Annotated in this window: 20 protein-coding genes; 17 read left to right on the top strand and 3 right to left on the bottom strand. The window is 28.5% G+C overall.

Annotation, left to right across the window (positions count from 1 at the left end):
* Positions 1–29 precede the first annotated feature (29 nt).
* From NNC19_RS01855 to NNC19_RS01825, 7 genes are all read left to right on the top strand, one after another.
* Positions 30–1,712, top strand: coding sequence for a cell shape-determining protein (locus tag NNC19_RS01855; protein ID WP_310936894.1), 1,683 nt, complete (start codon positions 30–32; stop codon positions 1,710–1,712).
* A gap of 121 nt (positions 1,713–1,833) precedes the next feature.
* Complete coding sequence (locus NNC19_RS01850; RefSeq protein ID WP_310936893.1) at positions 1,834–2,973, top strand: GGDEF domain-containing protein; 1,140 nt, start codon at positions 1,834–1,836, stop codon at positions 2,971–2,973.
* Positions 2,974–3,117: 144 nt separating this feature from the next.
* A complete protein-coding gene (locus NNC19_RS01845) occupies positions 3,118–3,564 on the top strand; it encodes a PTS sugar transporter subunit IIA (RefSeq protein ID WP_310936892.1) in 447 nt (148 codons plus the stop codon).
* Positions 3,565–4,181: 617 nt separating this feature from the next.
* Positions 4,182–6,005, top strand: a complete 1,824-nt coding sequence (gene glmS / locus NNC19_RS01840; protein ID WP_310936891.1) for a glutamine--fructose-6-phosphate transaminase (isomerizing) — start codon at positions 4,182–4,184, stop codon at positions 6,003–6,005.
* Positions 6,006–6,416: 411 nt separating this feature from the next.
* A complete protein-coding gene (ric, locus tag NNC19_RS01835) occupies positions 6,417–7,133 on the top strand; it encodes an iron-sulfur cluster repair di-iron protein (RefSeq protein WP_310936890.1) in 717 nt (238 codons plus the stop codon).
* A gap of 324 nt (positions 7,134–7,457) precedes the next feature.
* Positions 7,458–9,161 carry a hydroxylamine reductase gene (gene hcp / locus NNC19_RS01830; protein WP_310936889.1) on the top strand — a complete coding sequence of 568 codons (1,704 nt, stop codon included), beginning with the start codon at positions 7,458–7,460 and terminating at the stop codon, positions 9,159–9,161.
* Between the two features lie 145 nt (positions 9,162–9,306).
* A complete protein-coding gene (locus NNC19_RS01825) occupies positions 9,307–10,020 on the top strand; it encodes a Crp/Fnr family transcriptional regulator (RefSeq protein WP_310936888.1) in 714 nt (237 codons plus the stop codon).
* Positions 10,021–10,186: 166 nt separating this feature from the next.
* On the opposite strand, the gene NNC19_RS01820 is transcribed toward NNC19_RS01825, so the two are convergent.
* Positions 10,187–11,422, bottom strand: coding sequence for an FprA family A-type flavoprotein (locus NNC19_RS01820; RefSeq protein ID WP_310936887.1), 1,236 nt, complete (start codon positions 11,420–11,422; stop codon positions 10,187–10,189).
* 317 nt (positions 11,423–11,739) lie between these two features.
* Here NNC19_RS01820 and NNC19_RS01815 point away from each other — a divergent pair, with 317 nt between their 5' ends.
* From NNC19_RS01815 to NNC19_RS01805, 3 genes are all read left to right on the top strand, one after another.
* A complete protein-coding gene (locus tag NNC19_RS01815) occupies positions 11,740–12,516 on the top strand; it encodes an FAD-binding oxidoreductase (protein ID WP_310936886.1) in 777 nt (258 codons plus the stop codon).
* A 20-nt stretch (positions 12,517–12,536) separates the two neighbouring features.
* A complete protein-coding gene (locus tag NNC19_RS01810; protein ID WP_310936885.1) occupies positions 12,537–14,003 on the top strand; it encodes an NADP-dependent glyceraldehyde-3-phosphate dehydrogenase in 1,467 nt (488 codons plus the stop codon).
* Positions 14,004–14,142: 139 nt separating this feature from the next.
* Positions 14,143–14,565 (top strand): flavodoxin, encoded by a 423-nt coding sequence (locus NNC19_RS01805; RefSeq protein ID WP_310936884.1) that lies wholly within the window; start codon positions 14,143–14,145, stop codon positions 14,563–14,565.
* Positions 14,566–14,686: 121 nt separating this feature from the next.
* Here the strand turns inward: NNC19_RS01805 and NNC19_RS01800 are convergent, their stop codons facing one another.
* Both NNC19_RS01800 and NNC19_RS01795 read right to left on the bottom strand, forming a co-directional pair.
* The gene (locus NNC19_RS01800; RefSeq protein WP_310936883.1) at positions 14,687–15,025 is read right to left on the bottom strand and encodes a P-II family nitrogen regulator; all 339 of its coding nucleotides are present in this window, start codon (positions 15,023–15,025) and stop codon (positions 14,687–14,689) included.
* A 14-nt stretch (positions 15,026–15,039) separates the two neighbouring features.
* Positions 15,040–16,287 carry an ammonium transporter gene (locus NNC19_RS01795; protein ID WP_310937000.1) on the bottom strand — a complete coding sequence of 416 codons (1,248 nt, stop codon included), beginning with the start codon at positions 16,285–16,287 and terminating at the stop codon, positions 15,040–15,042.
* 387 nt (positions 16,288–16,674) lie between these two features.
* Between NNC19_RS01795 and NNC19_RS01790 the strand changes: the two genes are divergently transcribed.
* The 7 genes from NNC19_RS01790 (at position 16,675) to NNC19_RS01760 (ending at position 23,021) form a co-directional block, all read left to right on the top strand.
* Positions 16,675–17,553, top strand: coding sequence for a DMT family transporter (locus NNC19_RS01790; RefSeq protein WP_310936882.1), 879 nt, complete (start codon positions 16,675–16,677; stop codon positions 17,551–17,553).
* 406 nt (positions 17,554–17,959) lie between these two features.
* Positions 17,960–19,840: an LTA synthase family protein gene (locus tag NNC19_RS01785; protein ID WP_310936881.1), complete on the top strand. Its 1,881-nt coding sequence runs from the start codon at positions 17,960–17,962 to the stop codon at positions 19,838–19,840.
* On the top strand, positions 19,833–20,081 hold the full coding sequence (locus NNC19_RS01780; RefSeq protein WP_310936880.1) for a hypothetical protein: 249 nt from the start codon (positions 19,833–19,835) through the stop codon (positions 20,079–20,081). Before NNC19_RS01785 ends, NNC19_RS01780 begins: the two co-directional genes overlap by 8 nt.
* Before the next feature lie 141 nt (positions 20,082–20,222).
* A complete protein-coding gene (gene trxA, locus NNC19_RS01775; RefSeq protein WP_310936879.1) occupies positions 20,223–20,540 on the top strand; it encodes a thioredoxin in 318 nt (105 codons plus the stop codon).
* A 3-nt stretch (positions 20,541–20,543) separates the two neighbouring features.
* A complete protein-coding gene (locus NNC19_RS01770; protein WP_310936878.1) occupies positions 20,544–21,404 on the top strand; it encodes an NAD(P)/FAD-dependent oxidoreductase in 861 nt (286 codons plus the stop codon).
* Positions 21,405–21,833: 429 nt separating this feature from the next.
* Complete coding sequence (locus NNC19_RS01765; RefSeq protein ID WP_310936877.1) at positions 21,834–21,986, top strand: hypothetical protein; 153 nt, start codon at positions 21,834–21,836, stop codon at positions 21,984–21,986.
* A gap of 126 nt (positions 21,987–22,112) precedes the next feature.
* On the top strand, positions 22,113–23,021 hold the full coding sequence (locus NNC19_RS01760) for an alpha/beta hydrolase (protein ID WP_310936876.1): 909 nt from the start codon (positions 22,113–22,115) through the stop codon (positions 23,019–23,021).
* Positions 23,022–23,066 lie beyond the last annotated feature (45 nt).

The following is a 23,066-nucleotide window of genomic DNA, read 5'->3' as shown; positions in this document are numbered from 1 at the left end:
TAAATAATATATACGAAGGTGGGAAATAAATGAATAATGGTAATTTTGGAAATTTTTCTGAAGATAAGTTAAGAAATATATTTTCAGATTTTTTTAACAGATTTGAGAAACGAAATGTTAGAAACATAAGGAAAGGATCTTTAAAAGGATTTGTTAAGTGGCTTATAATAATATATTTAGTTATTGGGATAGGGATGCTTTTTAATTCTAATTTAATTTTGGATATTAGTTTAAATGCATTTGTAATAGTAGCTCCATTTGTTTTAATTTCAATATTATATGGAATAGTTCATTCTATTAAAAGACTTAGTTTTATTGGTTTATTTGTGGGAATAGCTTTTGTTGTATCAGCCATATATTTTAGTCCAATTATTAGTTATAAGAGTCATAGGGATTTAATTGGTCAAGTTGATGAAGTAGAATTTTCTAATGAAATAGATCACATAGATCTAAAACAACTTCCAACTATTGATAAAGAACTTGCAGGAAAATTAGCAGATAAGAAATTGGGGGAAATCCCTTCATTAGGAAGTCAAGTAACTATTGGAGAATTGACATTACAAAGTTTAAATGGAGAACTTTATTATGTAGCACCACTAGAACATTCTTCATTTATAAAATGGCTTACAAATAGTTCTGGGACAAGTGGATATATTAAAGTTAGTGCAACAAATGAAAATGATGTGCAGTTAGTTACAGATCTTAATGGTGAATCTTTAAAAATAAAATATTTAGCTTCATCATATTTGTTTAGTGACTTGCATAGAGCAGCATATTTAAGGGATATGAAAGCTGGACATACAGATTTTACATTTGAGTTAAATGATGAAGGCAAGCCCTATTGGATTGTTACAAGATATGATAATGCAATAGGATTTACAGAAAAGAAGGCTATTGGGGCTTTGATAATTGATGCACAAACTGGAGAATCAGAAAAATATGATATAAATAATTTGCCATCATGGGTTGACAGGATACAACCAGAAAGTTATATTCTAAATTATGCAAATAAGTGGGGAGAATTGGTTCATGGTATATTCAACTTTGGAGATAAGGATAAACTTAAATCAACAGATGATATGAATGTAATTTTTAATAAAAATGAATGCTTTTACTACACAGGAATAACCTCAGTTGGGAATGATGAAGGTTTAGTTGGATTCATGTTAACAAACACTAAAACAGGAAAAACTACTATGTATAAAACTGCTGGGGCAACAGAGAATGCTGCTATGAAGTCAGCAGAAGGTAAAGTTCAACAATATGGATATAAAGCAACTTTACCATATCTAATAAATATACAAGGAGAAGCTACTTATTTTACAACACTTAAAGATTCAAATGGGTTAGTTAAACAGTATGCTATGATAGATGTTAAAAATTATAACACAGTAGGTGTTTCAGATACGGTTCAAGGAACCTTGAATAAATATTTAGATGTACTAGCTAATACAAATGTTTCTTTAGATGGTTCGAATAAATCTGAAAGTATGGAAGGGGAAATAGAACGAATTGGAGTAGTTATAAAAGATGGAATTAGTATTTATGATATAAAACTAAAGGATAATAATAAAGTATTTACTGTTTCTACTGATACTTCAAGGGAAGTTGCTTTAAGTAAAGTTGGAGACAAGGTGTCAATAAAATATATAAGTGTTAAAGATAATAAATATATAATAGTAGATACATTTGAAAATCTAAGTTTAAAATAAATATGAAGATACCTAAAAGCTACAAAAGATATAGCTTATAGGTATCTTTTATTGCTTTTTAATGTAAAAGTTGTATAATAATAGGTAATAATATTAAATTTTGACAACAGAGGGGGAGGAAATGAAAAAATTTAAGAAAGCATTATTATATATTATCTTAGTTATTATTACTTTTAACTATTCATATTTCAAAATTGCAATATATTATAACAATTTTTCTTGGATTCAGTTTGGTAAATTATTAGCTATAGAACTTTTTAGTTGTGGTTTAATACTTATGTTGTTAATAAAAAAAAATCATAGTAGTATATATGATAAAACTATAGAAAAATATTTTCAAAATTACAATGATAATTTTGGAAATAGATGTGAGAGATTATTAGATTGTATAGATGTTGGATATGCTTATTATAAGGTTATAAAAGATGAATTTGGAAATGGAGTAAATGCTAAAGCTATTGAAGTTAATCAATCCATATTAAATATCTTGGGAATAGATGAAGAATGCATGCTTGAATGTGCTTTTAATACATTTGTAGAAAAATATATAAACAAGAAATACAAATCCATTGAAATAATAGATAAGGTTCAAAATGATGGTCAATTTAAAATATCGGAATATATAAATACAAGTAAAGAAAAGTGGATTCTATTTTCTGTACATAAAATAAAAAAAGATGCTTTTGCTTTAATTATTACAGATGTTAGTGCCAGAAAAAAATATATAGAGGAAATGAACTACCTTGCAAATTATGATGCTTTAACAGAGCTTAAAAATAGATATAGTATTTACAACTATTTATCAGATTTGAAAAGAAAACAAATGAAATTTGCAATTCTATTTATAGATTTAGATAATTTTAAAATATTTAATGATAACTTTGGACATGATTTAGGAGATGAAGTTCTCCATAAGGTAGCATTAAATTTAAAAAAGCACAAGAGTAGTTCAATAGAAATAGGAAGATTAGGAGGAGATGAATTTATAATTATATTGGAAGATAGTATCTCAATAGATAATATTGAATGTATTGGACAAGCTGTTTTAGATTCGTTAAATTTTAGTTTTTGTCATAGGGCTTATACATATAATATTAAGGCAAGTATAGGGGTAAGTGTATTTGATAAAGATACTGATAATATTACGACCTTATTAAAATATGCTGATATTGCAATGTATCATAGTAAAAATAGAGGTGGGAATAAAATTAGTATTTTTAAAGGAGAAATGCTAGAAAATGAAATAAAGAAAATGTATTAAATAGTAAGTGTGTATAAATAGAATTAGGTTCATAAAAGAAATATAAAGACAATATATATTCTCTAGAAGAATATAAAAAGATTGAACGGTTAGGAGAAATATTAAAAGACAATACTAATTATAAGTAATGAGGAGGAACAATAAATGAAAAAAGGAATTTTGGTAAAGAAAGGAATACTGTTGGATGTAAAATCAGAAACTAAGAATGAGGCTATAGAAAGAGTTGGAAAGCTTTTAATTGATGGAGGATATGTAAAAGATAATTATATAGAGGGAATGAAAGTTAGAGAAAATGAGGTAACAACTTATATAGGAAATGGTGTAGCTATTCCTCACAGTATGAATGAGTACAAGAAGGACATACTTGAAACAGGCATAGTGATTGCTCAATATCCAAATGGAGTAGATTTTGGAGAAGGTAATATTGCTTATATAGTAATTGGAGTAGCTGGAAAAGGCGATGAACATATGGAGATGTTATCAAAAATTGCTTTAACTGTTCAGTATGAAGAAAATATTGAAAAGATGAAAAGTGCAAAAACTTCAGAAGAAATAATTCAAATTATTCAAGAAGGAGATGCAAACTATTAGGTTTATGTATGTAACTATATTAAGGTGGATTATTATCCACCTTAATATAGTTATATTTTATAAATATAGTAAGAAATTTTAGAGATTCTTAATGTGCGTGTTTTAAAATATGTTAAATAAAATTAATTTATAAACAAAAATAAATGCCGTTAATTAATAAAAAACAATAAAATATATCTATACACAACAAAAATAATCGATTTATGTAGCAAAAAGTAGAGCTGAATGTATAATATATATAGACAAAAGAAAATAAATATGATAGTATGGTTAAGTAAATCGTAAGGTATAAAATAAATCAAGAAGGAGGAGAACATTATAGAGAGAATATATTTTTAAACAAAAAAGCGCCAGAACTAACTTGAAATATTAAAAGTTTTAAGTTATGTTGACGAGGTTGGGGAGTATCGAAACTTCGGCGGGTGCCCCACGGTATCGCACTACCGTAAACGACTGGTAAAACTATAAAGTGATTTATAGCACAAATTCAGTCTGGTGTTAAAACCTTTTTTTAGTTTTAATTTCTGGGATTATTATGCCTTTTTATTTTTAGCTAGAATGAAATTAAAAGAGGATTAAAATTGAATATTATATAAAAAAAGAGAGGAAGAATTAATATGTGCGGAATAGTTGGATATGTTGGAAAGAATAGAGCAACAGACTTTTTAGTTGATGGATTATCAAAGTTAGAATACAGGGGGTATGACTCTGCTGGGGTGGCTGTAGAGAACGATGGAAAAGTTTCTGTTGTAAAGCATAAAGGCCGTCTTTCTAATCTTAGTGATGATTTAAGTAATAATGTTTTAGAAGGAACTGTAGGAATAGGACATACTAGATGGGCTACTCATGGAGAACCTTCAGATGTTAATTCACATCCACATAAAAGTTCGAAAGGAGATATAACTGTAGTTCATAATGGAATTATAGAAAATTATCTAGAACTTAGAAAGTGGCTTAAAGAGCAAGGATATGAATTTAAATCTCAAACAGATACAGAAGTAGTACCAAACTTAGTTCACTATTATTATGAAGGGGACTTATTCAAAGCTGTTGTAAAAGCAACTGAAAGACTTGAAGGTAGTTATGCATTAGGTGTAATTTCAGGAGATGATCCAGACAAAGTGGTTGCTGTTAGAAAAGATAGTCCATTAATAGTAGGACTAGGAGAAGATGAAACATTTATTGCTTCAGATATTCCAGCAGTAATAAGTTATACAAGAGAAGTATATCTTTTAGATGATAATGAATTTGTATTAGTTACTAGAGATGGAGCAGAAGTTCTAAATAGTGACGGTTCAAAGATAGATAAAGAAGTGTACAAAGTAACATGGAGTGCAGATGCAGCTGAAAAAGGTGGATATGATTCATTCATGATGAAGGAAATACATGAACAACCAAAGGCTATAAGGGATACTTTGACTGGAAAAATTTCGGCTAATGGAGTACACTTCGAAGGATTTAACTTAACAAAGGAAGATCTTGATGGAATAGATAGAGTATATATAGTAGCTTGTGGAACTGCATATCATGCAGGTCTTATGGGAAAAGTAGCAATAGAAAAATTTGCTAAGATTCCAGTAGAAGTTGATATAGCTTCAGAATTTAGATATAGAGAACCATTAGTTACTAATAAAACATTATTAATAACTGTAAGCCAATCAGGAGAAACAGCTGACACATTAGCAGTTTTAAGAGATTGTAAGAAGATTGGAGCTAAAACTTTAGCTATAACAAATGTTGTAGGAAGTACAATATCAAGGGAAGCTGACAATGTTATATATACAATGGCAGGCCCTGAAATAGCAGTTGCTTCAACTAAGGCTTATACAACCCAGGTTGTTGTAATGAATTTAATTGGAATGTATTTTGGGCAATTAAAAGGAAACTTAGCTAGTGATGTGGCAAAAGAATTAGAAGAAGCTTTAACATTACTTCCAGAGAAAATTGAGGAAGTGTTAGATAAGAAAGCGGATTTAGAAGAGGTAGCTAAGATTTTAGCTAAAGAACAAGATGTATTTTTCTTAGGAAGAGGTGTTGATTATGCCTTAGCTTTAGAAGGGTCATTAAAACTTAAAGAAATAACTTATATTCATTCAGAAGCATATGCTGGTGGGGAATTAAAACATGGACCAATAGCATTAATTGAAGAGGGTACAAAAGTTATAGCATTGCTTACTCAAACTAAGCTTAGAGAAAAAATGGTAAGTAATATTGTAGAAGTTAAAGCTAGAGGAGCTGTAACTATAGGAATTGCTTATGAGGGTGATGAAATAGATGAATCTGTATTTAATAAAATTGTTAGAATACCAAGAATATTAAATATGGTTGCACCAGTAGTTGCTGCAGTTTCATTACAATTATTAGCTTATTATACAGCTAAAGAGAAAAACTTTGATATAGATAAACCAAGAAACTTAGCTAAATCAGTTACTGTAGAATAATTGTTATAGTTAAAAGTTAGATTAATGTGGCTATGGAATAAAGTCATTCAAAATTAAAAAAAACTTGTTGAAAGTTTAATATAGTTGTTCAAAAAACAGAGAGAAAAGGGCTAATCCAAGCTCGGATCTCTCTGTTTTTTCATGCCAATTAATCTTATGAATAGAGGTTAGGATAGAAAGGAATAATAAAGCTAAAGATAGAGAAAATGTAGAAAAATAGGATGAAAGGGAGTAAGGGAAAAGTGGGATTTTGAAAACAACTTTATTGTACAGTTCACTAGTTTGAATTTGATTTAAATCACATATTAATAAGATCAATAAAGCTATAATAAAGTCATAAGTTAAAGAAAAAGTAAATGATGAAATTAATAAAGGATTGTTTTAAATATACAATTTAGGAGGAATAAATAAATGAATAAATTTAATAGTAATCAAAAAATAGGTGATATAGTAACAAAGTTTCCAAAGGCAGCAGATATATTTAAAGAATATAAAATTGATTTTTGTTGTGGTGGAGACAGGCCATTAATTACAGCTATAAAAGAACAAGGAATTAATGAAACAGAACTATTAGAAAGAATAAATGATTCCTATGAGGAATTAAAAAATAATCTTTACTCAAAAGATAGAAATTGGGTGGAAGCACCCCTTGATGAATTAGTTGATCAGATAGTAAATGTACATCATGCTTATCTTTATGAAAACCTTCCTAAAATAAGTGAGTTAACAACTAAAATATTAAGGGTTCATGGAGAAAAGCATCCAGAGCTTTCAAGAGTTCATAAATTATTTCATACTGTTAAGATGGAACTAGAAGCTCATTTAATAGAAGAAGAGACTATTCAATATCCAGCAATTAATGTATATTTAAAAAGTAATAATGAAGCTGATTTACATAAAGCAATAAATATTATTAATCAATTGCAAGATGAACACATCGGTGCTGGAAATATACTTAAAGAATTAAGGGAAATAACTAATGATTATGATCTTCCAAGTAATGCGTGTACTACTTATAGATTAACTTATTCTAAACTACAAGAAATGGAATCGGATATATTTCAACATATACATTTAGAAAGCAATATACTATTTCCAAGACTTTACGAATTGGAAAATAAAAAATAATTAATAAAGTAAAGTTAAGATGGATAATAAAAAGATAGAGAAATTAACTGAAGTTTTACAAAAATTAAATGAGGAAGTACTACAGAGAGTTTAATAAAAGAAGGTTGAACTTTGATGAAAGAGATATTTGATTCAGAATACTAGGAATCAAGTATATTTTTAATTTTTTCACATACAGAAATAAAAAGAAATTTATAAATTTTAAAGTTGTAACGTATGTTACGGAAGATATGATGTGAATATAGTAAACTCTAAATTGTCAAAGTTAGGAGATTTGGAAAAGAAATTATTAATATTTTATATAGAGAAATAGGAGGACACGATATGTCAATGTTTTGTTATCAATGTCAAGAAACAGCAGGTTGTACTGGATGTACTAAAGTGGGGGTTTGTGGTAAAGATGAAAATGTAGCAAAAGCTCAAGATTTATTAATATATGTAACGAAAGGACTAGCTATAGTAAGTGATGAAGGAAGAAAAGTTGGAGTTATAGATAGTACTGTTGATAAATATATAACAGAAAATTTATTTACAACAATTACAAATGCAAATTTTGATAGAAATTCTATTTTAGATAGAGTAAGAGAAACTTTAAAATTGAGAGAAGAATTAAAGACTAAAGTTGTTAGAGCTGGTGGAACTGTTGGAGAAGTAAAAGTAAATGGTGGTTTCTTCAAAAAGGTATTAGGAATGCAAACTACAGAAATAATTATACCAGAAGCAGCTACTTGGACTGCTGATAATATAATTGAATTTGATGCCAAGGCAGAAAAGATTGGAGTACTTGCAACAGAAAATCAAGATATAAGAAGTTTAAGAGAACTTATCACTTATGGATTAAAGGGATTGTCAGCTTACATGAAGCATGCAATGAACTTAAAATATAATAATGAAGAAGTTCATGCATTTATGGCAAAAGCATTAGCAGCTACAATTGATGATACTTTAAGTGTTGATGATTTAGTTGGACTTGCATTAGAGGCTGGTAAATTTGGTGTAGATGGTATGGCGTTGCTTGATAAAGCTAATACTGAAAGCTATGGACATCCAGAAATAACAACAGTTGATATTGGAGTTAGAATTAACCCAGGAATATTAATTTCAGGACATGACTTAAGAGATTTAGAAATGTTGCTTGAGCAAACAGAAGGAACAGGAGTAGATGTTTATACTCACGGAGAAATGCTAGCTGGACAATATTATCCAAAGTTCAAGAAATATGCGCACTTTGCAGGAAACTATGGAAATGCATGGTGGAAACAAAAAGAAGAATTTGAAAAATTCAATGGGCCAATCCTCATGACTACAAACTGTATAGTTATACCGAAGGATTCTTACAAGAATAGATTATTTACAACAGGTGCTACAGGAATGCCAGGATGTGCTCATATAGAAGCTAAGGCTGATGGAACAAAAGATTTCTCAAAAGTTATAGAAATGGCTAAAAAGTGTAAGGTTCCTACTGAAATAGAAAAAGGACAAATAATTGGTGGATTTGCTCATAACCAAGTTTTAGCTTTAGCTGATAAAGTTGTAGATGCAGTTAAATCTGGTGCTATAAAGAGATTCTTTGTAATGGCAGGTTGTGATGGTAGAGCAAAATCAAGAAATTACTATGCAGAATTTGCACAAAAGTTACCACAAGATACAGTTATATTAACTGCAGGTTGTGCAAAATATAAATATAATAAATTAAACTTAGGAGATATTGGAGGAATTCCAAGAGTATTAGATGCAGGACAATGTAATGATTCGTATTCATTAGTTGTAATAGCACTTAAACTTCAAGAAGTATTTGGATTAAAGAGTGTAAATGAGTTACCTATTTCATACAACATAGCTTGGTATGAACAAAAAGCTGTAATAGTATTATTATCATTACTACACTTAGGAGTTAAAAATATTCACTTAGGACCAACACTTCCAGCATTTCTTTCACCAAATGTTGCTAAAGTATTAGTTGATAACTTTGGAATTGGTGGAATCACAAATGTTGAAGATGATATGAAGATGTTTATGGAAGCTTAAAAAATAGTATTATTAAATAATATACAATAAATATGTACCCTATCTATAATCTACAATATTATTTACAATATAGAATCCTAGTTGCAAAATTGTAGCTAGGATTTATTTTAAACTTTAGTATCAATTATATAAGGAGGATGATAGAATGAATAATAATTGCGGTAACTGTTGTAATAATTGTAGAGGAAACCTTTGTGCAAGCAAGGTTCCAATATTTGAAAATTTAAATAATGAAGAATTATTAGAAATTGTAAAAATGATAAATCATAAAGAATGTATTAAAGGCGATATAATCTTTAGTGAAGGTAATATAGCAAATACACTTTATTTCGTGAACGAAGGAAAAATTAAATTATATAAGTACACTAAAGATGGTAAGGAACAGATATTGCATATACTTTCTGAGGGAGATTTTTTTGGAGAATTAGAGCTTATAAAACCTTCTACGTATGGATTTAATGCTAAGGCAATAGTAGATTCTAAGATATGTACTCTTACCAAAGATGAAATGAAAGATATAATTATGGGGAATCCTGAGATTGGAATAAAGGTGTTGGAAGCTGTAGGAGAAAGATTATCAAAGGTAGAAAGTCTTGTACAAAATCTTGCAACTAATGATGTGGATTCAAGAATAGCTTATTTATTAACGGATTTGATGGAAAATTACGGGGAAATTGGTGAAAATAATATATCTATAGAATTACCATTATCAAGAGAGGATATGGCAAATTTTATTGGGGTAACACGAGAAACTATAAGTCGAAAATTAAAAAAATTTGAGGATGAACAATTGATAAAGATAGTTGGAACAAGGAACATTATAATTTTAGATGAAGAAGGATTAAAAGATTACATATAAAAATAAATTTTATGAGATATGGAGAGTTGCAATTACAAAGAAATAAATATTTTAAAAAAGATGCCTTGGATTAATATCTGAGACATCTTCTTTGCATAACAGTGAGATTAATTAAATCTCATAAGGCACATGGGGGATATCTGTTAATTAACTTTTTTAAGTATTCTTAAACATTACTAAGTAATAAATCAGAAGTATATGCCACTAATCCTTCAATTTTCTTTAAGCTATCTTCATTAAGTGAAAATCTTATTCTTAATGGAAATTCTACATCAATCATACCAGTAGACTTAATTACATCAGAAGTATTTAATACTTTTAAATTAGTTTGATTTAAATAGTCTTGTACAACTTCTATGGCTTCTCCACTCCATCCGTAAGATCCAAATGCTGCACCTAATTTAGATTCTAAGTTCAAAGATTTTAAATCTTTTAGAATATCTTCCATAGTATTTCCAATCATATCTCCATACCTAGTGGAACTGCCAAAGAAAACTACGTTTGATTCATTAATAGTGTTTATTATGTCTTCTCTAGGAGTTTTATTTACATCAATTGCTTCAGAAATTATGTTTTGCTCTTCAAATTTTTCTTTTAGAATAGCAGCAATCTTTTTTGTGTTACCTGTCATAGTAGAGTATAGAATAAGTGCTTTTTTATCTAAATCTGTGTTTTTGCTCATATTAGCATAAGTATCTATGAATCTTTGGACATTATCTTTAATAATATATCCATGAGATGGTGCTATCATTTTTATGTCTAAATCTTTAATTTTATCAATCATATTTTGAACATATCTTCTGTGAGGATGCATTATTAATTTATAGTAGCCAATAAAATCCTCCATTATATCTTCTTTTGCTGCATCATTAAAATATTCATAGTTAGCTACATGGGTACTAAAAATATCGCAAGGAAATAAAATTTTATCTTCTTCACAATAAGTTATCATAGTTTCTTCAGTATGAAGATATGGTGTTTCTATGAATCTAAGAGTCTTGCCTCCAATATTTAGAGTATCACCATCTCTAACGACTAAAAATTCTCTATTATGAAGTTTATACATTTCCTTAAGTTCATTTACAGCTGGTTGTGTGCACACAATTACAGCATTTAGCGCTTTAGAAGCTAAGCTTCTAAGCGAACCGGAGTGATCAGGTTCAGTATGATTAATTATGATATACTTGATTTTATCAAGTTCAATTATACTTTTTAAATTTTCTATATAATTTCTTCCAAAGCTTATATCAACAGTATCAATTATTGTAGGTTTTTCAGTATTTAATAGATAACTATTATAAGTAGTTCCTTTAGTTAAAGTCAATCTATGAAAAGGAACTTCCCTATCATCAATTTTACCAACCCAAAAAGTATTTTCATTTAACATAATATTTTTTTCCATAATATATTCCTCCAATATTTTAATTTGCTTTGTATTTTTTTTGTTTTTTATGGCTTTATTTTATACTCATTTAAGTTATAAAAATATGATTTAAATCAAATGACTAAAAATTTAAATTATATAGAATTGCAATGTATGGATTGAGTTTAATATCTTATATCATTGTAATTTTATGATTTGCATTTCTTTAAAATTTGATTGAAATCATATTGTTTTTATTTTTGCAAAGATATAATAAGCCCATCAGCTAAATGAAACAAGCTTAAGAAAAAAACAAACATTAAAACAAAGAGCTGAAGAAAAATAGGAGGATTTCAATGATAGATACTAATAAGATAAAATCCAATAGTAAATGGAAGGGATTTAAAGATTTTCTTGTATATAAAACAGTTAAAGAAGATGAGGCAGTTATATCATTCTATTTAAAATCATTAGATGGAAGTAAACTTCCTGAATTTATAGCAGGACAGTTTATAACTGTAAGAATCAAAAATGAAGATAATACTTTTTCTAATCCTAGACAATATACGTTGTCCATGAATTCTAATGAAGAATTTTATAGAATAAGTGTAAAGAGAGAAGAGAATGGTTACTTAAGCAGAAAACTATGTGATGAAATAAAGGAAGGGGATACTCTTCAAATAACTACACCACTTGGAAATTTCGTATTAAAGGATAGTGAAAAACCATTAGTTTTAATAGGGGGAGGAATTGGAATAACACCAATGCTTACAATGGCTTATGATGCAATAAATAGTAATAGGAAAATATATTTCATTTATAGTATACCTAATGCAACGCATCATAGTTTTAGAGAAGAAATAGCAAAACTAAATAATAATAATAACTTCAAAAGTATTGTATTCTACACACGTCCTGTTGAAAATGAGAAATTAGGAGAAAATTTTGATATAAAAGGCAGGATATCAAAGGAATGGATGATGGATAATTTACCAAAGAATGGAGATTTCTATTTTTGTGGGCCAGTACCATTTATGAAAACTGTTTATCATAATTTAATATCAATGGGTATTGAAAAAGAAAATATAAACTTTGAAATGTTTAAAGTAGGAGTAGATATAACAAAAGAGTAAGAAATGAGGAGGAATAAATTATGTTTAATGATATAAAAGATGAAAACAATATTTTTAAAAATTTAATAAATGGAAAATGGGTTGGTAGTATAAGTGGAAACTTTGTAGAAATTAAGTCACCAATAGATAATTCATTATTAGGTAGAGTACCGGCTATGACAAAGGAAGGGGTAGATACTGCAGTAGTAACAGCTAAAGAAGCTCAAAGAAAGTGGAATAATACAACAATAAATGCAAGAGCAGAAATATTGTATAAAGCATCAGACATTTTAATAAAAAATATAGATGAATTATCAGAACTAATGATGAGGGAGATTGCTAAGGATAGAAAAAGTTGTAGATCAGAAGTTTCTAGGACAGCAGATTTTATAAGGTTTACAGCAGATACAGCTAAGAATTTATCTGGTGAAAGTATTCCAGGAGATAGCTTTCCAGGTTTTAAGAATAATAAAATTTCAGTTGTAAAAAGGGAACCATTAGGAGTTGTACTTGCAATTTCTCCTTTTAATTATCCAATAAATTTAGCAGCTTCTAAAATAGCACCTGGTTTAATGGCGGGAAATTCTGTTGTATTAAAACCAGCAACTCAAGGAAGCTTATGTGGACTATATTTAGCAAGAATATTTGAGAAAGCAGGTGTTCCAGCTGGAGTACTAAATACAGTTACAGGTAAGGGAAGTGAAATTGGAGATTATATTACTAATCATAAAGGAATAAATTTCATCAACTTTACAGGTAGTACAGAAGTAGGAACTAGAATTTCTAAGATGACTAGTATGGTACCTCTTTTAATGGAACTAGGTGGTAAGGATGCTGCCATAGTTTTAGAAGATGCTGACTTAGAATTAACTGCAAGCAACATTGTTGCAGGTGGATATTCATATTCGGGGCAAAGATGCACAGCGGTAAAGAGAATTTTAGTAGTAGATAAAGTGGCGGATAAATTATTAGAAAAAATCAAAGAGAAGATGGAAAAGCTTACTGTAGGAAATCCTTTAGAGAAAGATGTAGATATTGTGCCTCTTATAAGTTCTAAAGCAGCAGATTTTGTTGTTGAATTAATAGAAGATGCAAAAAGGAAAGGTGCTGACTTAATTGTAGGTGGAAATAGAGTGGGAAATTTAATTTATCCAACACTTTTTGATAATGTAACAACAGATATGAGACTTGCATGGGAAGAACCATTTGGGCCTGTACTTCCAATTATAAGAGTTAAGGATAAAAATGAGGCTATAGAAATTGCTAATAAATCAGAATATGGGCTTCAAAGCGCTGTATTTACAAAAAACATAGATGATGCTTTTTATGTGGCTGATAAGTTAGAAGTGGGAACAGTTCAAGTAAATAATAAAACAGAAAGAGGTCCAGATAATTTTCCATTCCTTGGGGTGAAAGCATCTGGGATAGGAACTCAAGGTATAAAATACTCAATTGAATCTATGTCTAGACCTAAGGCCACTATAATAAATCTATCAATACATAATTAATATTAGTAGAAGAATGAAATGTTTTATTGAGATTTGATTTCAATCACATTTTCTAAAAACAAATAAAGTTATAATAATGTCATAAGTTAAATAAAAAAACAATTTAAGGAGTAAATAGTACAATTTTAGGAGGTTTAATATGAAAATAATATATTTTAGTCAAACAGGAAATACAGAAAAAATGGCAAACTTAATTCTTGAAGGAATAGAATCTGAAGGAAAGAAAGCTGAATTAGTAGAAGTGTCAAATACAACACTTCATGATGTTAAAAATGAAAAAATACTTATTTTAGGGTGTTCAGCTTATGGATCAGAAGAATTAGAAGAAAGTGAAATGGAACCTTTTGTTAATTCATTAGAAGGAAATGTACAAGGAAAGAAAGTTGCTCTTTTTGGTTCATGGGGATGGGGCAATGGTGAATGGATGAGAGAATGGGAAAAGAGAATGGAATCATATGGCGCTACATTAATAAGTGAAGGTTTAACAGTTCAAGAATCTGCAGAAGGTGATGATGAAGAAAAATGTAAAGATTTTGGAAAATTAATAGCAAAATTAGAATAACAAAAGAGGCTGTATCAAACCAAGTTTGATACTAGTTGATAAAAAAGAGAATTCAACATTAAAATTGAATTCTCTTTTTTGAGCATAATATTAATATGAATATAAATAATATTATACCTTTTTATAGGGCATTTTTACCTCTTTCGCCTGTTCTGATTCTGACACAATCCTCAATGTTTGAAACAAATATTTTACCATCACCAACTTCTCCGGTTCTAGCAATTTTTATTATAAGATCAATTATTTTCTCTACTTCAATATCATCAACTATAAGTTTTACTTCTATTTTAGGCAAAATATTTATTGAAACTTCACTACTTCTATAATGTTCTTTCCAACCTAATTGTTGACCACAACCAAGTACTTGAGATATAGTAAGGCCTGTTATTTTAGCTTTATGCAATTCATCTTTAAGTTCTTCAAGTTTTGCAGGTCTAATAATCGCTTCAATTTTTTTCATATAAAAATACCTCCTTAATCAAGTCCCATAAATGATGGGTAAGCTGTTTCGCTATGTTCTGACATATCTAATCCATTAGCTTCGTCAGATTCAGATACTCTAATCTCCATAAATAATGATATTAATTTAAGAATAATAAATGTCATAGTTGCAGCAAGTGCAATAGTTGCTATTATACTTATAATTTGAACTATAAATAAATGAGCATCTCCAAAGAAAAGTCCATTCCATTGAGCTGATGAATTAATAGAAGTTTGGGTAAATAATCCTGTAGCGATTCCTCCCCAAATACCACCAATTCCATGACATCCAAATGCATCCAGAGCATCATCAATACCTAATTTTGATTTGATAATTGATATTCCAAAGAAACAAATTGGACTTACTAATGCCCCTATGATTAAAGATGACCATATTGGAACGAATCCTGCGCCTGGAGTTATTGCAACAAGTCCAATAACTGCACCAGTTGAAGCACCAAGTAGAGTAGGTTTACCGAATTTGATTTTTTCAATCAACATCCATGATAATAATGCTGCTGCTGCAGAAGTGTTAGTTGTTAAAAATGCATGCACAGCAAGTTCGCCTGAACCTAAAGCACTTCCAGCATTAAAACCAAACCATCCAAACCAAAGTAAAGCAGCCCCCAAAAATACAAAGGGAATATTATGTGGTTTGTGAGAAATCATACCATACCCACGTCTTTTACCTAATATAAGACAAGCTACGAGTCCACTAACACCTGAACTTATATGAACAACATTACCACCAGCAAAATCAACAGCACCTAAAGTTCTTAAAATCCCACCATCTCCCCATACCATATGTGCAAGAGGATAGTAAACTAAAACCAACCATGCAGCTATAAATATAAATAGAGCTTTAAATTTCATTCTGCCAACTAAAGATCCGGTAATAAGTGCTGGAGTTATAATTGAAAACATCATTTGAAATGCTGCAAACAATGTTTCAGGAATGGTAGCAGCATAAACATCATTAGGATCCATACTAACACCAATAAAAAATAAATGATTAAATCCCCCAATAATTCCTTTAATATCATCACCAAAAGATAATGAGTATCCAATAACTATCCACAATACAGAAGCTAGTCCACATACAAAAAACGATGAAAGAATTGTGTTTAAAACGTTTTTTCGTCTTACCATTCCTCCATAGAAAAATGCAAGTCCTGGTGTCATAAGAAATACCAATGCTGTGCTTACTAAGATAAAAGCACTATCTCCTAGATTTGTCATAATTATCAATCCTTTCGTAAAAAAAATAGAGACAGTGATGATGTCTTGTTTAGACAAAATCACTATCTCCTTTGATAGCTATTTTTTATAAAAATTATATTATCATAATAACAAATTTTCAGAAAAAAGAAATACCTTTTTTGGCATGTTAACTTAAAGGTTATAATATTAATATATTTGAAATATTATTAATTAATTATTAATGATATTGGATTTATATGGATTTAGATTTGACAAATTGTCACAAGATTTGTTAGGTATAATTTTTAAGTTGTTAAGGATTTATTAGAATTTTATGAGAATCTAGATTGATATATTTAAATAAGAATTTAGAACAAAGTTATTTTATCTAAATTTTAATTAAAGTATGATATACTAACACAGAAAGAGGTGAAATGGGTGAGTTTTAGTAATAGAACAAAAGGAATATTATGTATAACATTATCAGCTTGTGGCTTTGCTGCTATGTCTGCCTTTGTTAAACTGGCTGGAGATTTGCCATCCTTTGAAAAAACATTTTTTAGGAATCTTGTTTCATTAGTAGTAGCATTCTTTTTAATTTTAAAAAGTAAAGATAGTCTTTTAGGGAAAAAAGAAAACCAAAAACTTCTTTTAATGAGGTCTATACTTGGAACATTAGGAATAGTATTAAATTTTTATTCAATAGATCATTTGGTTTTATCAGATGCTAATATGTTAAACAAGCTTAGTCCATTTTTTGTAATTATATTTTCAATGTTGTTTTTAAATGAAAAGATTAATTCAAAACAAGTAACTGGATTAACAATTGCCTTTATTGGTGTTTTGTTTGTAATTAGACCTAGGTTGAATTTTGAGATAATTCCAGCATTGGCAGGGATTTTAGGAGGAGTTACAGCAGCAGGAGCATATACTTGTGTTAGAGCATTAAGTGGTAAAGAAAAACCAAAGACTATAGTGTTTTATTTTTCATTAATATCTAGTTTGATTATTGCACCATTTACAATAATCACATATGAACATATGACAATTATACAATTTTTATATCTTATATTAGCAGGAATAAGTGCAAGTGTTGGACAGTTTGGAATTACATTTGCGTATAAATATTCACCAGCTAAAGAAATATCAATTTTTGATTATAGTAATATAGCTTTTGCAGCTATATTCAGTTTTATGTTATTTGGAGTATTACCAGATATTTGGAGCTTTATTGGATATGGAATTATATTTGGAGCTTCTATATATATGTTTATATATAATAAAAATTTAGATAGAGTAGAGTTTTAAGTTAAAAATATATCTATCACTGTGGGTAAATTATTAAAGGTATACAATACTACTCTGGCATTAAATATTTCTCTATTACATATCTGAAAAAAATCTTATTTTAATATTAAATTTTGTTTCTTTTTAAATAGTAGTTTAATTATAACAAGATAAGATGTCTTTCTTTTTTTTATTTAAACCTATATTTTATTATTATAATTAAAATGTTTAATGGTATTTGTCTTATTATATAAATTTTATTCTCATAGAAACTCGAAAATAATGTTATTATGTATAATTAACCCTGGATATAATGGATATTTACACTAAAATCATTCGAAAATTTACTCCAACAATCAATATCCTATATTAATAGTTTATGATACTATATCTATATACATATTTATATATAAGGAGGACATAATCAATGTTAAATTATAAAGATGAAGTAGTAAAATTAAGTATGCCTGCAAAGATTAAAATGAAATTTATAGAAGGCATTAATAATAAAAATTTCAAAATTAATTTAATTATTATATTGGTTAAAACATTATTGTTTATAGCATTATTATCTGATGATAAAGCAAATGGAATACATTTAAAAAGTGTGTTTATTGCACTACCTCCATTTGGTGGTTGGATAGCTATCAATGCAGCTTTTGTATCTTTAGGATTGTTTTTTAAAGGAAGGGCACAAAAATGGAGTTTTTGGGGATTGAATCTTTTATTCACTATATTGGTTATAGGTGACATGTGGTATTATAGGTCAAATTCAGTTTTCTTAAATTATCATATGTTTAGTATGACAAGTAATTTAGACAATTTAGGAAGTTCTATTATATCAATGGTAAGATTAGTTGATGGGATATTTCTAATTGATTTAGTTGTTATGGCTGTTATAAATATAAAAAATAGAAAGACATATACTAAAAATCCTAGAAATACTATAGGCGCATTAAGTATTTTGTTGTTAGCATTTACATTTTTAGCATATTTGCATGTAAAAATAGATAAAAAAGAAGGTGGGTTTACAGGACAATATCTATTTAGAACATGCTGGAGTCCAAATCAAACTATGGGTAATCTAACTCCTATTGGATACCATGTTTATGATGCTTATGATTTTTATGAGCAGTCAAAACCTTATAAATTTAATTCTAATGAAAAAGAAGAGGTTAAGAATACATTATCTAGCCTTAAAGAAAATAAACAAGATAATGAATATGCTGGAATGCTTAAAGGCAAAAATTTATTGGTAATTCAGTGGGAATCTCTTGAGAATTGTGTTATAAATCAGAAGATAGAAGGAAAGGAAATAACTCCTAATGTAAATAAGTTGCTTTCCAATTCTTTATATTTTGATAATTTTTATGAACAGACTTATGGTGGGACAAGCTCAGATGCTGAATTAATGACAAATACCTCTGTTTTTCCAGTACGAGAAGGTGCAACGTTTTTTAGATATCCCACAAATACTTACAAGTATTCTTTGCCTAACATTTTTAAAAATATGGGGTATAGTACTTTAGCATCCCATCCAGATAAAGGATCATATTGGAACTGGATGACTAGTCTTAAATCAATGGGATACGAAAAATTATTAGATTCAGCAGATTATGATACTACAGATGTAATAAATCTAGGAGTTTCTGATGAAAGTTATTTAAAGCAATTTAATGAAGTGCTTAAAACTCAAAAATCACCATATATGGCATATACAATCACATTAACTAGTCATAGCCCTTTTGATATGCCTGAAAATGACAGATATTTAAAGCTCCCTGAAAATTTAGAAGGAACAAGACTTGGGGGATATTTTCAATCAATAAATTATACAGATAGATATATTGGAAAATTGCTTACTGATCTTGAGGAAAGTGGTGCGCTTGATAATACAGTAGTTGTTATGTATGGGGATCATGAAGGTGTTCATAAGTTCTATGATGATGAAGTTAAAGCTACAAAAAACTTAGAACCTTGGATGGAAAAGAATGATAAAAAGGTTCCTCTTATTATTTATAACAAAGATATACAAGGAAAGACATTATCAGTAAAAGGTGGACAAATAGATACACTTCCAACCATAGCTTATTTATTTGGAGCACCAAAAGAAAGTTATTCAAGTATACTAACCATTGGAAGAAACTTGCTAAATACAGATAAAAGTTATGCGTTACTTTCAAATTATGAATTAATGCAAGATGGACTTTCTACAGAAGAGCAAGAAAAGATAAAGAGTATGATTACTATTAGTGATAAGATGATTAGAGGAAATTATTATAGAGATGAGGCTGATTTTAATGACTAAGAAAAATATATTATTGTATATTTTATGTGGAATATGTTTTGTTATGCCTATAATCTCAGTAGAGGGATTAATTCCATGGGTTATAGCAATATTTTTAATAAGTAAAAATTTTAAGAAATTTAAAGAAAATAATAGTATAAAGCCAGTAGTATTAAATACAATATACTGCATGGGACTTATATTTATATATAACATACTAGCACGAAATATAGAGAAAATCTTAGTGAAGATGTTTATGTAGTGGGTATAATTTAATTAATTATATCTTAAAATAAGATTATCAATACTTTATTGGCCTTGAAATTCAATTGACAAGTTTTGCTTACAGGAGTAAAATTAAGAAAAAGGAACATACCCCCAAGGGGTATAAGGAGGAGATTAAATGTTAAATCATATAAATACTGATAGTTTTACAGAAGAAGTATTAAATAGCAAAGGAATAGTAGTTGTAGATTTTTTTGCTACTTGGTGTGCTCCTTGTAAGATGCTTTCACCAATATTAGAAGAATTACAAACAGAAATGGGAGAAAAAGTTAAAATAGTTAAGTTAGATGTAGATGAAAGTGGAGAAATTGCTAATAAGTATGGAGTACAAAGTATTCCAACAATTAAGATATTTAAAGATGGTGCAGATGTGGAAACAAAAGTTGGATTTATGCCAAAAGAAGTATTAAAGGAAGCACTAGAAGAGGTTTTATAATATATGTCTGAAAGATATGATATTGCTATAGTAGGGTCTGGGCCAGCTGGCTTATCAGCTGCTATTAATGCTAAGATTAGAAATAAATCTTTCATTTTATTTGGTAGCAAAATATTAAGTTCTAAGATTCAAAAAGCACCCAAAATTAATAACTATCTAGGATTTCCAGGTTCTTCTGGAGAAAAGTTAGCAAAAGCATTTTTAGATCATATAAAAGATATGAATATACAAATCACAGAAGAGAGAATAAATAATATTTATTCAATGGGTGATTATTTTGCTCTTATGGTTAATGAAAAAATGTATGAAGCAAAATCGGTGATATTGGCTTCTGGTGTTGAATTTTCTAAACCTTTAAAAGGTGAACTTGAATACCTTGGAAAAGGGGTAGGGTATTGTGCTACATGTGATGCACCACTTTATAGAGAAAAAGTTGTTTGTATAGTTTCTTCAAACCAAGAAGGTGAACAAGAAGCAAATTATGTTGGTGAATTAGCGTCTAAAGTTTATTACGTTCCTTTATACAAGGGGAATTACAAGTTAAATGAAAATATAGAACTTGTAGAAGATAGACCTATTGAAGTTAAGGGTGAAAGTAAAGTAAATAAACTTATTTTAAAAAATAGAGAAATAGAAACTGATGGGTTATTCTTATTAAAAGATGCTATTTCGCCATCACAATTAGTACCTGGTTTACAAGAAGAAGATGGGCATGTTAAAGTTGATAGGTTAATGGCTAGTAATCTTAAAGGTCTTTTTGCTTGTGGTGATTGTATAGGAAAGCCATATCAATACATAAAAGCAGCTGGAGAAGGTAATATAGCATCATTAAGTGCTGTAGCTTATTTGGATAGTTTAAAATAATATAGAGTCTTTACAAACTACAATGTTTGTAAAGGCTTTTTTCTTTTTTTATTTGTGTTAAAATCATTAAATCATGTTGTATGAATACAACAAAATTAGATCTAACCTTTATTGTGATAAAATGTGAAAATTGACAATGAGAAATACTTTTCTTGCAAAATAAAATAAAGTAAAATAGAAAAGTAGCTTTTAGAAAACGTGAAAATAGTCAAATTAGGTTTATTAATTAAAGAAAAAAAGGCTATTTAAGTTAAAAATGAATAAAAAATCAAAAAGGAGATAAAATATTTTGAAAATTTAAAATAATATAGTATAATAACTATTGTAAAAAAGAAAAAATCAAAATTGCTCAAATATTTGTAGTCAAAATTTCTTGACTTGCATAGTATAAAGAGTATAATAAATAATATTATTAAAGGAGGTGGAGTTATGGCAGTAAGAGATTATAGAGAAATGTACATCACTACGATATTAACTTTAGGCAAAGATCGTGGGCTAGCTGAATCAGAGCTTAACAGGTCTTACTTAGCTGAATTAACTTTTGAAGAGTTAAAGGAATTAGCTCAAAAATTACAAAGTTAATTAGAAAGGAATAGAAATGTATTTGTCTATTGGATTGTAAAAAAGAGTGGCTTATGTGTGTAAAGCTACTCTTTTTTATTTTTATAAAAAATGTTATTATTACTTATGAAAGGTAGGGAGATAAATTTGATAATTGTTGTAATATTAGTTGTAATTTTTTTGATTTATTTACATTTTACATCAGAGTATGCATTTAAGAAAGCTTTTCTTGCAAGTAGAAAGACTAAAGAAGATTCAATTAAAAGAATTGAAGGATGGGGTCTCTGGGATAAAGAATATTTTGAAAATTTAGAAATGGAAGATGTTTCAATTGTATCAAAAGATGGGTTAAAATTAACTGGACATTTAATTGAGAGATTTAAAGATAATAATAGATATATAATTTTGGTTCATGGATATAGTGCAAATTATTATCTTCATACACCTTTCATTCCAATGTTTTTAAAAGAGAAATTTAATATATTATTAGTTGAAGAAAGAGCTCATGGAAATAGTGAAGGGAAATATGCAACATATGGATATAATGAAAAAGATGATTTAAATTTATGGATTGATTTTATTGAAAATAAAAAAGGAGAAAAGTTGTTTTTAGGATTACATGGACAATCTATGGGCGCTGCAACGGTACTTATGTGTGGAGCAAGGAATGATAAGGTTAACTTTATAATTGAAGATTGTGGATATTCTTCAGCTAAAGAAATAATTCGATATGAATTCTCTAAAGTAAAATATGTCCCTTTTACTTTAGTATATTGGCTTCTAAATTTAAAAGTTAATAAAAGATGTGGCTTTAAATTTGAAGATGTTTCTCCAATAAATGAGATAACTGATTGTGATACTCCAATATTATTTATACATGGGGATGAAGATAAAAAGGTTCCAGCTAGTATGGCGATTGATATGTATAAAAAGAGGGCTAAAGAAGATGATATGTTGCTAATTATACCTAACGCTGTACATTTAACATCATATAAAGAGAAAAAAGAAGAATATGAAAGCATAATACATCAGTTTGTTAATAATGCTGATATTTAGATAAATATGGAGCATATTAGTAATTCCATTCATGGAAAATATGTG

This window comes from Clostridium sp. SHJSY1, from assembly GCF_031626875.1.
Taxonomy (GTDB): Bacteria; Bacillota; Clostridia; order Clostridiales; family Clostridiaceae; genus Clostridium.
Note: the sequence above shows the minus strand (reverse complement) of the source record. Positions and strands in the feature narration are given on the sequence as shown.